General features: G+C 46.1%; 11 protein-coding genes. 3 read left to right on the forward strand and 8 right to left on the reverse strand.

The genetic code is table 11. From position 1 onward, the window contains the following. Window positions 1–79 precede the first annotated feature (79 nt). Complete coding sequence (locus CRO25_RS07515) at window positions 80–2,827, reverse strand: PAS domain S-box protein (RefSeq protein WP_179132107.1); 2,748 nt, start codon at window positions 2,825–2,827, stop codon at window positions 80–82. A gap of 274 nt (window positions 2,828–3,101) precedes the next feature. Here CRO25_RS07515 and CRO25_RS07520 point away from each other — a divergent pair, with 274 nt between their 5' ends. Next, window positions 3,102–3,929 (forward strand): protein-glutamine gamma-glutamyltransferase, encoded by an 828-nt coding sequence (locus tag CRO25_RS07520; RefSeq protein ID WP_072732542.1) that lies wholly within the window; start codon window positions 3,102–3,104, stop codon window positions 3,927–3,929. A gap of 187 nt (window positions 3,930–4,116) precedes the next feature. Here CRO25_RS07520 and infC read toward each other — a convergent pair whose 3' ends face one another. The 6 genes from infC to CRO25_RS07550 all read right to left on the reverse strand — a co-directional run bounded on the left by infC (window position 4,117) and on the right by CRO25_RS07550 (window position 12,323). After that, the gene (gene infC / locus CRO25_RS07525) at window positions 4,117–4,608 is read right to left on the reverse strand and encodes a translation initiation factor IF-3 (protein WP_063563371.1); all 492 of its coding nucleotides are present in this window, start codon (window positions 4,606–4,608) and stop codon (window positions 4,117–4,119) included. Between the two features lie 125 nt (window positions 4,609–4,733). Continuing rightward, the gene (locus tag CRO25_RS07530; RefSeq protein WP_063563370.1) at window positions 4,734–5,666 is read right to left on the reverse strand and encodes a manganese-dependent inorganic pyrophosphatase; all 933 of its coding nucleotides are present in this window, start codon (window positions 5,664–5,666) and stop codon (window positions 4,734–4,736) included. 310 nt (window positions 5,667–5,976) lie between these two features. Next, window positions 5,977–6,729 carry a metallophosphoesterase family protein gene (locus tag CRO25_RS07535; RefSeq protein WP_306291806.1) on the reverse strand — a complete coding sequence of 251 codons (753 nt, stop codon included), beginning with the start codon at window positions 6,727–6,729 and terminating at the stop codon, window positions 5,977–5,979. A gap of 92 nt (window positions 6,730–6,821) precedes the next feature. Next, a complete protein-coding gene (locus tag CRO25_RS07540; protein WP_079694516.1) occupies window positions 6,822–7,829 on the reverse strand; it encodes an LLM class flavin-dependent oxidoreductase in 1,008 nt (335 codons plus the stop codon). A 181-nt stretch (window positions 7,830–8,010) separates the two neighbouring features. Continuing rightward, complete coding sequence (locus CRO25_RS07545) at window positions 8,011–9,948, reverse strand: LTA synthase family protein (RefSeq protein ID WP_079694517.1); 1,938 nt, start codon at window positions 9,946–9,948, stop codon at window positions 8,011–8,013. 104 nt (window positions 9,949–10,052) lie between these two features. Continuing rightward, window positions 10,053–12,323, reverse strand: coding sequence for a putative PEP-binding protein (locus CRO25_RS07550; protein WP_079694519.1), 2,271 nt, complete (start codon window positions 12,321–12,323; stop codon window positions 10,053–10,055). A gap of 251 nt (window positions 12,324–12,574) precedes the next feature. On the opposite strand from CRO25_RS07550, the gene CRO25_RS07555 reads away from it, so the two are divergent. Continuing rightward, a complete protein-coding gene (locus CRO25_RS07555; RefSeq protein ID WP_053779906.1) occupies window positions 12,575–12,952 on the forward strand; it encodes a VOC family protein in 378 nt (125 codons plus the stop codon). Between the two features lie 254 nt (window positions 12,953–13,206). Next, on the forward strand, window positions 13,207–13,875 hold the full coding sequence (locus tag CRO25_RS07560; protein WP_079694520.1) for an SOS response-associated peptidase: 669 nt from the start codon (window positions 13,207–13,209) through the stop codon (window positions 13,873–13,875). Between the two features lie 298 nt (window positions 13,876–14,173). Here CRO25_RS07560 and CRO25_RS07565 read toward each other — a convergent pair whose 3' ends face one another. Beyond that, on the reverse strand, window positions 14,174–15,718 hold the full coding sequence (locus CRO25_RS07565; RefSeq protein ID WP_256863602.1) for an AraC family transcriptional regulator: 1,545 nt from the start codon (window positions 15,716–15,718) through the stop codon (window positions 14,174–14,176). Window positions 15,719–15,738 lie beyond the last annotated feature (20 nt).

The following is a 15,738-nucleotide window of genomic DNA, read 5'->3' on the forward strand; positions in this document are numbered from 1 at the left end:
CCCACGGAAGACCAAAATAACCTGCCCTTGAATTTCAGAGGCAGGTTATTTTTTTTGATAACTTGAGACATGCAGCCCATCAGCGCTCATGCTGGGAGCGTATGTACGGAACCCATGTGTTTAGCACACGACTTATTTCCGTAGAGCTGAACGGTTTGCTGATAAAGTCCTGCATACCGCATTTCAGACAAGCTTCACGGTCGTTCGCTCCTGCAAATGCCGTGATGGCAGCAATGACCGGAATTTCAGGGTGGGTTTGCCTAATCCGGCAGGTCGCTTCAATCCCATCCATAACAGGCATTTGGATATCCATAAAGAGAAGGTCGTATGTTTCCCTTTCCAATGCTTTCACCGCTTCTGCACCGTTCTCCACGATATCACATAGACCGCCGTGCTTACGAAGCATTTCCTCCAGCAAATGGCTGTTCAATGACTGGTCCTCAGCTATAAGAATTTTGATCCCCGCTGCCAGACTTGTTCGATCCAGCTTCAGGTTGTGATCAGCCACCTCTTCAATCTGATCCGTGGACTCATCTTGCCATCGTTCAAGTAACAGGGTGAAGTGGAAATCCGCCCCCTCACCTGTCTCACTCTGTACACCAATGGCGCCGCCCATCAGTTCCACCAGCTTCTTGCTGATGGCCAGCCCCAGACCTGTGCCTCCATATTTGCGATTGATAGCCGGATCGAGCTGTGAGAAAGACTGGAACAGTTGATGCTGCTTATTGAACGGAATGCCAATCCCCGTATCTTTGACCGAAACGGACAAGATCAGATGATTCTCATTGTAAAATTCCGCTGGCTTAACGTTCACGTGAACCTGAATGCTTCCCTTCTCCGTGAATTTGATGGCATTGCCTACTAGATTAATCAGAATCTGACGAATGCGAGTTTCATCGCCTCGTACGCGTTCGGGAATCTGCTCTGACATTTCACAGTATAGTTCAATATTCTTTTCGGAAGCTCTAAGCGCAAATAGTTCCATGACCCCGCCAAGAACCGATTTAATATCCACTGGCTGGCGTTCAAGATCCATTTTTCCTGCTTCAATCTTACTGAAATCCAAGATCTCATTCAGAATGTGCAGCAGTGATTCACCACTGTCGATGATGATATCGGCGAAGCCGTTCTGCTCCTCATCCAACTCTGTTTCTTTTAACAGATGGGCCATGCCCATAATTCCATTCAGAGGTGTACGAAGCTCATGACTCATAATCGCCAGGAACTCGGACTTGGCTCGGTCCGCATGTTCTGCCACTTCCTTGGCACGAATGATGTCCTTCACCGATGTCATATCGCGGAAAACCAGTACAGCTCCACGATTCTCCCCCTGCTCCATTATCGGTTTCAGTTGGAACTCCGCCAGGAAGCTGGAGCCATCCTGCTTCCAAAATACAGACTCAGATCGCGGCAGGCTTCGCCCTTCACGTACAGCTTGAAGAATAGGAGTGCTATTGGACGGATAAGGTATACCCTCACTTTGCATTTGTAACATGATCTCTTCAAGTGGCTTGCCATTCATCTCAGACGGACAGAAATCCATCATCTCCGTTGCAATCGGATTGGCAAATATCAGGTTACCATTCTGATCGAGGCCAATGACTCCCTCAGACATGGCATTGAGAATCAATGCTCTTTCGTAACTGAGATTTTCAATTTCCTCTACATACCTTTTAGACTCCGTAATATCACTAGTTATTCCATAGACGCCCACGACACGATCCTCGAGCAAAATCGGAACATTAATCACACTTGTTTCAATGCGCTGTCCGTCTTTGTGAATCAACCCCACTTCATAGCTCTGTGCGATTCCTTTTACAGTCTCTTCAAAATGATACCTCGTCTTATCCAGGTCCACCGGGTCAATGAGATGATCAAAGGATGAACTAAGAAGTTCCTCCTTGGTATGGCCTGTCAATTGCTCTTGACCTGCATTGGCCTTAAGCAGGTTTCCGTCCAAATCCAATGAAGCAACTCCAAGAGGGTTACTGTCGAACAATGATTGGTACTCCTGAAGACTTAATTGCTGCTGCTTGCTCGCTGTAATATCACGGGTAACTCCGATCATTTCCTGCAGATTTCCCTGTATGTCATATACATAATGAGTGATGGTATCCGCCCATATAACAGAACCATCCTTATGTTGGAGCCGATAGCTAATTCGATCAGGTGCAAGGCCCTGGATTTGACCAGCCACGAAAGCTTCAACTAGACGCACGTCGTCGGGGTGAATGCAGAACAGGCCAGGTTGACCAACAACTTCTTCTGGATCATATCCCAACATACTTTTGCTGGCTGGAGATACGTACTTGAACGTCCGCTCCGGATCGGCATGGTGTATGGCAATCAGGTCAAGCGAGGATTCGGCCAGCAATCTTGAGATTCGACTGCTCTCCTCCAACTGCTTGCGCTGTATAATCAGTCGATTCTCCGCGTCCTTCTGCTTCGAAATATCCGCTGCCTGAACAAGCAAATAAAGCGGCTCGCCGCTCACTTCATCCCTGACGATGCAGGCTCTTACCGTCGCCCAGAGAAGGGAATCATCCTTACGCTTAAGCCGTAATTCAGTTTCATACATCAGACTTAATCCATTGGTCATATCCCAGAAATGGGATCTGAACTCCTCCATCTCTAAGTCTTCCTCATAGATCATATGTACAATTGGTGAGTCAATCAATTCATCTTCACTGCATCCCAGCATTTCACAAAATGCCGGATTAAGCTGAAGCCAACGTCCGTTCACATGCGAAGCAACAGCAATGCCGATCGGTGCATGTGTATATAACTGCTCGAACAGAGAGCGATTCTCTGCAATTGGATTCGACACCACATATCCTCCTTTATGGGGAATCTGAATATATTCCGTATGAACAGATCGACCTGAACATAACTTCATCTATAAGAGTAGTACCCCAAATGTCATGATTTATAAACGAGATCAACAAAAATTCCAGGCAATAATCGACATTCTTATCGTGTGTTCATGCTGTCTGTACTTGTAGACATACAAAATCGCATAAGTGTCGTCATATACTACAGAATACGCGTGCATACCGGTTTGTACAAGGCTGAACATCCAAATGATACTGGAGGTTATGATTATGATCATTGTTGCGAATCAACCGATTGAGCTGGTACGTTCGGATTGGTCTGCTTTTGCATGGCATTGGTTACAGCAACTACAGAACAGTCCAACAGTATACACATATCAATCCATGGATCATCTTCACTTTGAATGGACGTTGCGCGAGTCTCTGGTGGATGCAGCAGAAGCGCTCGATCGAAGCGGGGTCAGCTTTGCCTCGTTCGAGAAATCCAGATGTAATCCTGCCTATTGGAACCGAAATGCTGAAGGTGGCTTTGAGCTAAGATCTGAGGTAACGCCTGCGGAAGGAATCCGGGACATTTGGAAGAATGGTCATTTGTATGCCTTTGAATGTGCAACAGCGACTGTAATTGTCCTTTATGGCGGAGTATTGAACAGTATTCGGGAAGATGATTTCAATTCACTGTTCCGCAACCTGCTGCTCTACGACTGGCACTATGACAGTGATCTGCGATTAACGGAGAAGAACGGCAGCGACTCTGCGCTTCCTGGAGACGTATTGTACTTCAAAAATCCGGACGTTTCCCCTGAAACACCAGAGTGGCAGGGAGAGAATACCATTATGCTTCGTGAAGACGTATATTATGGTCATGGAATCGGGATTGCGAGCGGGGAAGAAATCATTCGTTCACTGAATCAAAACCGCATTCCTGGAAGTACAGTGTCAGCCTATTTGATGGATACGGTAATTTATCCGGACTTTCTATATCTATCCCGCTACGCCAAGAACAGTAACTCGAATTCACAAACAGCCTCATCTACTCCGGTCTTGCCGGGACAGTTGTATGTACGCATCGGCGGCAGCCGTTACTTGCGAGTCTAAACAGCTTAAAGCGTGATTATCATTAGGAGTACAGAATTGCTATACCGATATTTCATGCTGAAAACCCCGTAGAGCAGCAGGTCAACTGTTGCTTCACGGGGTTATTAGAACATTAGGGAAAGCCAGCCCAATAACGACCGTATTGTCTCACAGTTCCTTGTTATTCAGCTGAATTCGTTCATCTTTGTTATCCAATGGGGTCTAACTGTACAACGACCTGTTTGCCGCTCACCTGAATACCTGTCGTTTTACTGCCATACTCAGCCAGAGATTTGCACAGCTGTTCTGCCCATTCCTTGCCTGCTGTTCCTTCCTTGGCTCCATGCACCTGGATGACGAGCTTCACCGAGTCCCCCTTCGTCAGGATACGCTCTGCCTGAGATTGCTTGGTCTCCCGATCGTGGTCTTCCATCTGCAGGTTCAGTCGGATCTCCTTCACTTTACGTTTATCCGGGGATTTTACCGCCTTCTTCTTCTCTTGCTGCTTTTCCTGTCTCGCTGCTCCAGCGCCCATCAGTTTGCATGGCGGCGGGCTGGTCATTAGAGACATACAAATCAGATCCACCTTATGCTGCTTCGCAAGTGCAAGTGCGTCACGAGTAGACATGATGCCGAGATCTTCACCGTTCAGGCCGGTCAGCTGGACTTCAGTCGCTTTAATTTTTTCATTTTTGATCATGGTACATCCTCCTCTACAACAAAAGCCTGTCCTGACCTATGACAGATCAAGAGCAGGCTTGGATGTTGTAACTGAATATTCATCGTATATCTGGACGTAATGGTTATACGTCGGTTTTGTGCATCTTACAACGAGTTGAACGCTTCGGTCAGAACTGGAACAATTTGCGATTTGCGGGATACTACGCCTTTGAGCAGCGCTCTGCTATCCGACAATGTTACATTGTACGCTTTTTCTACAGCTTTGGTGGAAGCACCATAAGCCAATGCAACGGAATCGTTGTTCAGGATGTCGGTTACGACAAATACGAACAGGTCGAGACCTTTGCTGGAAATAATTGCTTCAATCGCTGCTTCAAGCTCAGGTTGTTTCACAAGCACATCATTCACGTCAATCGCGTTCACTTGTGCAATTTCCACTTTTGCTTGGCCCATAGCGAATTCTTTCGCATCTAGGGAAATCAGTTCAGCAATCGTTTTCTGACTCAGGTCCGCGCCCGCTTTCAGCATCTCCAGACCATAGCTATCTGCATCCACACCAGCAATGGCAGCCAGTTCACGTGCTGCTGCTACATCTTGCTCTGTGCATGTTGGCGATTTGAACAACAGGGAGTCGGAAATGATCGCGGACAGCATCAGACCAGCAATCGGTGCGCTGATTTCCACACCGTTTTCTTTGTACAATTTATTCAAAATGGTTGCTGTACAACCTACAGGTTCTGCACGGAAATACAGAGGCTGGCTTGTCTCAAAGTTCGCGATCCGGTGATGGTCGATAACTTCAACAACAGTCACTTCCTCAATATCGCTGACACTTTGTTGACGCTCATTGTGGTCAACCAGGATGACCTTGTTCACTTCGTTAGCTGCTGTTTTGATCAGACGTGGCGCTGCCACTTTGAATTGGTCCAATGCAAATTGAGTTTCGCCGTTTACTTCGCCGAGACGAACAGCTTCAACGTCCTGACCCAATTTTGTTTTCAAGTCTGCATAGGCAATGGCCGAGCAGATCGTATCCGTATCGGGATTTTTGTGACCGAAGATTAATGCTTTTTCCATATTAATAGCCCTCCGTCAATTCTGATTTAGATTAATAAAATGTAATAATTCAAGCATACCCTTACTGATTATAGCGTTAATAAGGCTTAATTCCAATCCCTTTACAGCGAATTAATTACAAAATCATGTCAGGTCTTGCCTTTATACTCCGTAAACGAATGCACAACTCTGCCGTTCCGCCAGCTTCGATTCGATCCATTGTCGGTATGTATACCAATCCACATTCTCAAGAAAGTAAAAGGTTAGAGCTTCAACGGGATTTAATTTATACTTTTGTTTAAAGAGATTTATTTGAAATTCGCCGCGTGGATTAAACCTCGGGACCCTGACGGGTCTCTCCTCTTTTCACAAAAAGAGTCTGTAGACTCCCGTCTTCGCTGATCTCCAGCAAGTTCAATCGAGCACCATAAGCACATCCGCCATCAATGCCAATCTTGTCTCCACTGGGGTCAAACCAGACACCTGGCTCGTTATGCAAATTTTTGACTGGAGTATGACCGAATACCACCGTCTCCTTGAGCGATGTTGGTCTTGAATAGAACGGCTCCCGAATCCAAATGAAGTCACGCTCTGACTGAGTACGCCAATCCTCCACATCCGGATTAATCCCGGCATGTACAAAGATATAACCAGGAATTTCGTATACAAGGGGAAGCTGTTCCAAAAAACGAAGATGATGCTCATAGTGTGTACGGAGCCGCTGTTTGGCTTCAGTATAAACATCCCAGTCCAACTGCTCATCATCCAAAGAAACCTCGACATAGCTGGCCAGCGTCTGTAAACCTCCATTACGAATCCAGTGTTTGTCATAGTCCTCGACATCATGGTTCAGCGCCTTGACCATCATCGCATCATGATTTCCTTTGATCACAATAATATTGTACTGCTCGTGCATCTGCATAATCTGTTCCACGACCTCTTTGCTCTTCGGTCCCCGGTCGACATAATCACCTAACAAAATCAGCTCATCCTGCTTCGGATCGTATGCTGCCTGCTCAAGCAGAGCATTGAATTCGTCGTAACAGCCATGAATATCACTAATGACACATCTGCGAATGTGAATCTCTCCTCTCCCTGATCACGCAAGAGTATAACCGGAACCTTGCAAGACAAGGCTCCAGCCATTTCAGAATACTAATTCCCGTTCAGTACCGATTAATCCTGCTTTAAATTAAAGGCTTCCGCTATCAGGCTGAATGAACGCAAACGATCCTCGAATGAGTGAATCGCTGATGCAATAATAACTTCATCCGCTTCATAACGTTCAGCCATTGCCGTAATTTTGTCTTTTACCTGATCCGGTGTACCTACAATGGAAAAAGAACGGCGTTGACGGATCTGTTCCATCTCCATGGCCGTAAATGGATAGTTGTTCACCGTTTCCAGGGATGGGAATGAGTTCTGCTCCAGACCCCGGCCAAGCCGCAGGAAGAATAATTCATTGCTGCGAGCCAGTTCAGCGGCCGCTTCTTCAGTCTCTGCACAGAATGCCGACACCGCAATCATGGAATGTGGTTTGTCATTCAGGATAGAAGGCTTGAAATGTCTGCGATAATGCTTCATCGCTTCCTCTCCACCCGGCGTTCCGAAAAATTGGGCGAACGCGTAAGCGGTCCCTTGTGCCGCAGCAATTCGTGCACCTTCGGAACTGGAGCCGAGCAACCATACTTCGGGAACAGTGGTTACAGATGGCCCAGCTACTAGGGAAGCAAAACGGTGATCCTCCGGCAGCTGTTCATGAAAATATCCACCCAGATCGGCAATCTGCTGCGGGAAGAATTGCACATTCGATGACTTTCCTTCATTCAGAGCTCTGCTGGCAATCGGCATGCCTCCCGGGGCTCTGCCAATACCAAGGTCGATTCGGCCAGGGTGTAGCGCTTCCAGCAAACGGAAGTTCTCGGCAACTTTATATGCACTGTAATGGGGCAGCATAACGCCGCCTGAACCTACGCGAATTCGATCGGTATGTGCTGCAACGTGTGCAATCATAACTTCCGGACTGGAAAATGACAGTGCCCCGCTGCCATGATGCTCCGACATCCAGAAGCGGGAGAAGCCCAGTTCATCCGCATGTTTGGCAAGAGTTACCGTCTCCCGAAGGGTATCCTGTACCGTCCGTCCTTCATTAATATGTCCATGTTCAAGTACACTAAGTTTCATCTATATTCATTCCTTTCGTCATCTGCGTTAGTGGCTGCATCTTCCATTGTAACATTATTGATTACAGTTTCAAAGGTTATCTCCTTTTCATTACACGTTTCGATTTACGATGAATAAACAAATAACGCCACCAGCTCGTGAGCCAGTGACGTTATAGTATTTCATACATTTAAAAATTCAATTACGGTGCACGTTTGGGTAACAGCTTCACATACTCGTCAGACAGCTTCATCAAGCTGAGCACGTGCTCATAGTCAGAACGGTACGGCTCGAGATCCGTGACGGGTTCATACGTTTTTAACGAGTAGGCTGTTCCATCATCAAAGCCCGCACCCGGAATAAACATAATGTCATTGTTCACAAATGAACCTGTCGGCAAGTAATACCGGATACCGAACGCATTATGGTCCATGTTAAGCAGATCGTGTCCAAAGGCTGTGAATTTATCTTCCTTCAAAGAGAAACCCATCAAGTTCATCACCGTTGGCAAAATATCCAACTGACCACCAGGCTGTTCTATGACTTGACCTTTCGCCTGTTTCGGTGTGTGGATCAAGAGCGGGATGTTGAAACGACTAACTTTACCGTCATAGGGCACGCCCAGATTGGTCTGAATCTGCTGAGTAATCTCATCGTTTGCCGGCAGACCAAAATGGTCACCATATATAACAAGTGTTGTGTTGTCCCATAACCCGTTTGCCTTAAGTTCATCGATCAGCTGACCTACTGCATAATCCGTATAATTGATCGCTTGCAGGTAATCATGCAGTAACGTATTGGTGATTGTGGCCGGGATGGTAATTCTCGCCCGGTCCGCAGGAACCGTGAACGGTGAGTGGCTGGATGCTGTAATGAACTGAGCATAGAACGGCTGATTAGCAGCCTGATGCGCAGCCATTTTTTCAACACCTACACGATATAGTTCCTCATCCGATGGTCCAAAATCATTAAACTTATCATTCTTGAAGCTGGGTTTGTCGAAGTACCGATTGAATCCAAGCGCAGGATACATTTTGTTCCGGTTCCAGAAGGTGACGTCATTAACGTGGAACGTTTCAGATTCATATCCTTCTTTCCCAAGCAGTTTTGGAAGACTTGGCAGATCACGGTCACTATACCCTGCTGACATAGGTACAATTCCGGTTGGATAGATGGATGTGTTCGACATGAACTCAGCATCCGATGTATTTCCCTGTCCGATCTGTTGGAAAAAATGAGAGAAATAATAGCTTTCTTTGGCCAGATCATTCAGAACCGGGGTTAGTACTTGACCGTCGAGAGAAGCATTAATCGGGAAGTTTTGAAATGACTCCAGTTGGAGGACAATCAGGTTGCTTCCTTTGGCCTGACCAAAATATTTGGTTTTGATAGCTGTGCCTTGACTCGACTTATCCTGATACGGATACTTGCTAACCAGTTGATTAATCTTGTCGATGGTTTCGTTAATGTTGCCATTCGCAATAGCTTCATTCTCTTTGCTCGTCAGAATCGCCGATGACACTTGATAATTCAGGAAACCGAGATTTTCGGCACGAACCAGTTCATTATCAATCGTTTCCCCTTTGACAATGAAGCTGCCTGACAGCACGATGCAAAATGCAGCGGTAAGGGCTACACCCAACTTGCCCCAATACCGTCTCCGGCTTCTGCCGAAATGGAGTCCACTGTCACGATAGCTGCTGTTACGAGCTGAGGCACGTCGACTGCGCAAGATAAACCATACGGGCAGAGCGAGTACGATATCCACAAAAAACAGGAAGTGCTCAGGTCGCACCAAAGGCCCGATACTGCCCCTCACTTGGGCGACTTGGCCCAGTTCGCTGAGTGCCGTATATGTGGGAACCGAACTGAAATGTACGTTATAAAGTGTCGCCGCGAACAATACCAGCGAGAACAACACATTAAAACCTGCGTACACTGAACGCTTCCACCCTTTGGGCACGATCAGATCGAGGATGCATACCACTGTCAGGGCCCCCAATGCGTCAGTAACGAAACCGATGCCGGACAGACCCTGGAAAAAGAAATACCGCAAAAGCGACAGCTTCAGCAGCATAAGAATAAATAACACGGCAAATAAAGTCCGTGATGAGGTCCGCTCATTTTTGGAATTAAACATGGTCGCTTTCAACCCTTATCTGAAATTTTTACGTTCCTTTTACAAAACGCATATTTCAGTATAACAGTTTTAGGGTTGGTATTCCATGAGGGGATATGGAAACATTACGCAATCGTCGATATATCGCCGTCCTGCCTGTTTTCGTTTGGGTCCTGCTTCTGAGCAAGGAGTGCCGCCTGTGCGGCAGCGATACGGGCAAGTGGTACCTGTTCTGGCAGACAGCTTACATAATCCAGACCAATCCGGTGGCAAAAAGCAATGGAAGCCGGATCGGCTGCATTCTCGCCACAGATGCCTGCTTTTAGATGAGGTTTCCGAATTCGGCCCTGAACGAGAGCCATCTCCACCAACTGCCCCACTCCGTCAATATCCAGTACCTGAAATGGATTGCTGGGCAGTGAGCGTTGTGACTCAATAAAATGAAGGAATGGCTTCTCCGTATTATGACGACTGTAACCAAACGTCATCTGTGTCAGCTCATCGGTGCCAAACGAGAAGAAGTCCGCATGACGCGCGATGGGAGCTGCAGTCAATGCCGCTCGAGGAACTTCAATTCGTGCTCCCACTCTGTAAAGACAGTGACGCTTCTCCTCTCCAAGCACCTGGTCCGCTACATGATCCACCAGATCTCTCATGACTTGAAGTTCATTGGCATGGCCCGCCAAAGGAATCATAATCTCAGGCCGCACCCATAACCCTTGGCGGATGCCCTTCACCGCTGCACGAAAAATGGCTTCAAGCTGCATATCGTAGATTTCCGGGAACACAGTTCCCAGTCGACAGTCCTGCTGTCCTAGCAACGGATATTGTTCATGCAATTCCAGCACCCTGCGAATGACATGTTCAAGCTCCTGCACTTCGGTGTTATTTTCCTCTAATTTCCTGAGAGCCAACTGCTCACGTCGTTCTTTTAACCTTTCAATATCAGGCAGCAGCTCATGCAGCGGCGGATCAAGCAATCGAATGGTTACCGGATAACCATCCATCGCTTCGAAGAGTTGTTCAAAATCAGCCTGTTGCATCGGCAACAGACGTTCCAGTCCACGTTTGCGCTCTGCTTCGCTGTCTGCCAGAATCATTTTCTGTACAAAAGGAAATCTCGAAGCAGACAACAACAGTTGTTCTGTCCGACACAATCCAATGCCCTTAGCCCCTAACGAGCGGGCCTTCACGGCGTCCTTTGGATGATCCACATTCGAAAGTATTGTAAGCCCCTTCATTTCATCTGCCCATTCAAGTAGGAGCTGTAACTCGGATGATAAATTTGAAGATGCTTTCAGCAATTCCGTCACATGCCAAGGCTGGATACGTAATATGGCATCCTCTTTGGTGATTACCTCTTCATCCACAAGATCTACAGTACTCCTCAGCGTCGCCTGTGAGGTTAACCTTGCTTCACTAATTTCCACAAGATACAAGATCCCAGAATCCACAACAAATTGAATCTCCTGTACTTCTCTCGTGTGGGACTCCAGATAACCGCAAGCATCCTGTAAAAGACCATACAGTTCAGACTCTTCATTCCGCAGTTGATCCAGTCCTTCATTCGAACGCCGAGAAGCATCAGTTGAAATGTAATCCCCTGTCATACCTCGTTCCCCGGTACCTGGATGACGAGAATATACCGTTCCGAACCCGCTGCGGTCACCACGCTCGCCATTGACCATCACCTGTATAAGAACAGCTGCTCCTTGAGTTTCATCGGAGAAATGAGAAGGATTACGAAGAAGTTCTTGTTGGGAGTTGGGCCTTATAACACGTTGTGAATCAGAAACTGCACGCATCACTTGTTTTAACTGTAACTGCACATCCTGAGGGAACGGATGACGTCCTCTCTCTTCTATTAAACGTTTATATTCCGCGATGGAGAATTCAAGATTCGCTTCATCGAGTATCGAGATGTCTTCCAATTTTTCTTCAAATAGGTCATACGGAATGTCGTACACCAGTTGACCATAATCTTGTAATAAAATTCGATAACAATTAAGGGCATACTGACGATCATTCGTTTGCTTAGCGAGCCCCTCCACCGTCACATCATTCAGTCCTACATGAAGCAAAGCATGGGATGCCGTATTACGGGAACTCGATTCACTTGACCGGACGGCAAGCAGCAGCGGTGTTAAGGAATCGCCGAAGAATTTGCCGGATTGCTGCTCAAGATGCTGAATTGCGCTGCCAATCTCTTGGGTTCCTTCAGCTGAAAGATGTGCAAGACGGGTACAGAATGCGCGACAGCCTTCCTTTGTTACAATGAATCCGGCCGGAACGGGCCAACCTGCCTGGAGCAACGCCGCAAGTTCAGCCCCTTTAATACCCATTAGCCCTTTCATCTCTGCCGTACCTTCTTCCAATAGAACTACCCGTTTCGTCATTACAGCGCTCCCATCTGCCATTACATGGCTGTGCTTAAAAGGCAATTCGGTCGCTCGAATTGTCCTTTATCTAATGGTATGTCGCAATGCGGCAGTCAAGGACATATGCTTCCTCTTTTTGTGCTTGAATTGAAGTTGTATGACAGGTGCTCATATATGGTAATATAAAGCTTGACTCAAACTAAAAAGCTACATCCAAAGGCATACCTGCTTCAACCATGATCAACTACGTATATAAGGAGTGTAAATCAATGTTTACTCAAGTCGGACAAATTATGTTGTATGTAAATGATCAGGATAAGGCTCTTCAATTTTGGACAGAAAAAGCAGGTTTCCATATCGTTAACGAAGTCAATGGGAATGGAATGCGCTGGATCGAGATTGCTCCTGTGAAGGATGCTCAAACCACCATTATCCTGCACGACAAAGAATTCGTTGCCAAAATGTCCCCTGAATTAAACCTTGGCACACCATCTCTTATGCTTTTCACAGATAACCTGGATCAACTTTACACTCACTTATCCAATAAACAAGTTACGGTTGGCGAGATTGTAACGATGCCTGGCGGAAGAGTATTCAACTTTGCAGATGATGAAAACAATTACTTTGCTGTTATGGAGAAAAACTAAATCTCCTGGATCACCTGAGTAATACCACATCAAAAAGCCCGTTCAGTAGTGAACAGGCTTTTTTCTATATATTTTGCTCATATGCAAACCTGCCTGCATACGTTGCTGTTTTCCCATGTTGTTTCGCAGTAAATTCCACGTGATTTATTGCATAATTAATTTTAATTGGTTATGCAACTCCACATATTACCCGTTTCTAACGTTAAAGATTTGAGTTAAATTACATACTATAGCGTTTTAAAGGAGGCTTCGATATGTGCGGAAGATTCACGATTACAGATCCAATTGAAGAAATTATGGAGAGGTACTATGCTTCTATTGCTGAAGGATTTGAGTACAAACCTAATTACAACGCTGCGCCTATGCAATTCATCCCGACAATTATCGGTAGCAAAGACGGTAATCGATTGGGGTCACTCCGATGGGGTCTAGTTCCTAATTGGGCCAAGGATGAAAAAATAGGCAATAAGATGATTAACGCCCGTGCAGAGACACTCACAGAGAAACCAGCCTTTAAACGCCTCATCAGTTCCAAGCGTTGTATTATCCCATGCTCGGGATTTTATGAATGGAAAAAGGATGGATCCGTAAAGCAACCAATGCGGATTTTAATGAAAGATGACTCCATCTTCTCGCTTGCTGGCCTATACGATACTTGGATTGATCCAGAAGGTAACAAGCTTTCAACTTGCACTATCATTACTACGGAACCTAACAGTCTTATGGCGGACATCCACGATCGTATGCCCGTCATTCTCCGGCCGCAAGATGAAGCAGATTGGCTAAACAAGGAATCAGACAAGGAAAGCGTTCTGAGGCTTCTCAGCCCGCATGATGCCGATGAAATGATAGCATACAAGGTGGATTCTGCAGTAGGTAATGTGCGAAATAATAACGAGGAATTGATCAAAGAGGTCAGTTAAGAATAAAAAGAAGCAGCGAGGTTATCCCCTCTGCTCCTTTTCATAATGAATTAATTGAGATATATCATTAAGCTCTAATGCTTCCATAATCTTATTCAGGTTGTCAGGCGACCACGCCTTTGATTTATTCTCAGCCATGTCAGCGATTATGTGCGATCGAAAACAAGACAACTGCCTTCGTCAATACGCTAAATGCCGTTAAGAGCAAGAAAAAGAAAAAAATGAAATAAAAGGATTGGGAATGCAACTACCTTGGAAGTATAGTGGTTCCGGAGATTTTACATTACTCAAGTCTAATTCAGGCCATAAAACGCAATATATCATCGATTTTCTTTCCGTGGGATATAACACCGTAATTCATCCAGGTCATAAAATCCACCTCATATACGTGACCACTTTTTACGGCAGGCAGTCGTTTCCACTCCTCTCTATCCAGGAGCTTCCGCTCCTCTCCGGGGTAGGCAGAATCCATATTGTCAAATGTAATGAAGAGATGATCTGCCTCAAGCTGACATAGCTGCTCAAGCCCAATACCGACTCTTCTACTTTGACTCGCCCATTGCTGAACACAGAAATGCGGGGTCAATCCGAGATCATGATACAGCACAGGTCCTACATAACCGTATTGATTTCCATAGAGTGTAATTTCCGATGCAGAAATACGCAAAAAAGCGACGGTTTGGCCACGCATATGACGTGTCAAACGTTTCTTGGCTTCCTGTGCCTTTTCCTCATAATCACCTATTACATCCTGTACCCGACTTACCTTTCCCAGCACATCCGCTGTGGATTTCAAAATGGAACGCCAGTCCTCACCCTCGTGCTCCATATAAAACGTCGGTGCTACTTGCTCAAACCGATCCAGATTCCAGCGTTTATACCCGTCGTTCAACATAATAAATTCAGGCACATTCATTTCATTAAAACCTGCATCTATCCGAGTAACATCGAATTCAGGGATATCTTCCATTCCCAAATAATGCTGCCTGCCCCATGAGCGATGGGAGCACTGCAACACGGGTTTTATTCCAAGAGCCAGTACAAAATCCTCTAGATACGGTGCAAACACACGTACTTCTTGACGGTAATGGCGCCGATATACCCCTGGTGAAACACCTGCATATTGCTTGAATCTGCGGCCGAAATAATACTCGTTATTAAATCCCACATTCTGTGCAATATCATGCAAGCGATCATCGGTCATCTGTAACAGCAGTTTGGAATGCTCCAATCGTACAGCATTTACATAATCAAGCGGAAGCTTGCCTGTGATCTCCTTGAATTGTCGGGTATAACTGGATCTGGTAAGCCGGATCTCTGCTGCCAGATCGTCAACTGTTATGGGCTGATCGTAGTGTTCGCGAATATAACGAATCGAGCTTTGAAGCCGGGCACGGTCATCCGGCGATTCAATCTCGGGATCATTTTGCCGAAGCAGCACTCGGAACCACTCCTGGAAACGCAGTTGCATCTCCCATTGATCCAGCCAATCATGAGCAGTCTGCCCACGCGATATCTGTTCTACCGATTTCAGACAGGAACTCCATGGACTATAATTCAGCTCAATAAGAGGCAACCGATCTGGATCTGAAATCAAGACTGGAAGCCCTTGTTGCGCCGTTTCGTCTTTTATACTCAACCTACTGGACGTATCTTCTTTTACCTCAGCTACCATCAGTTCAAGTCTGTAATATTGCAACTCACTGGAGCCTTCAATCACAATGGTACGTCCAGCCGGAACAAACAGAATCATCCCTTTTTCCAGGCGAGTGTCCCTATTATCCAAAGAATCTATTGAGCCATGCCCACCCGTCACTACGAAAAGAGCGTGTGATGATGTCATGTTATATGTCTGCCTTTTGG

Origin of the sequence: Paenibacillus sp. RU5M, from assembly GCF_900221055.1 — a bacterium.
GTDB lineage: Bacteria > Bacillota > Bacilli > Paenibacillales > Paenibacillaceae > Paenibacillus > Paenibacillus marchantiae.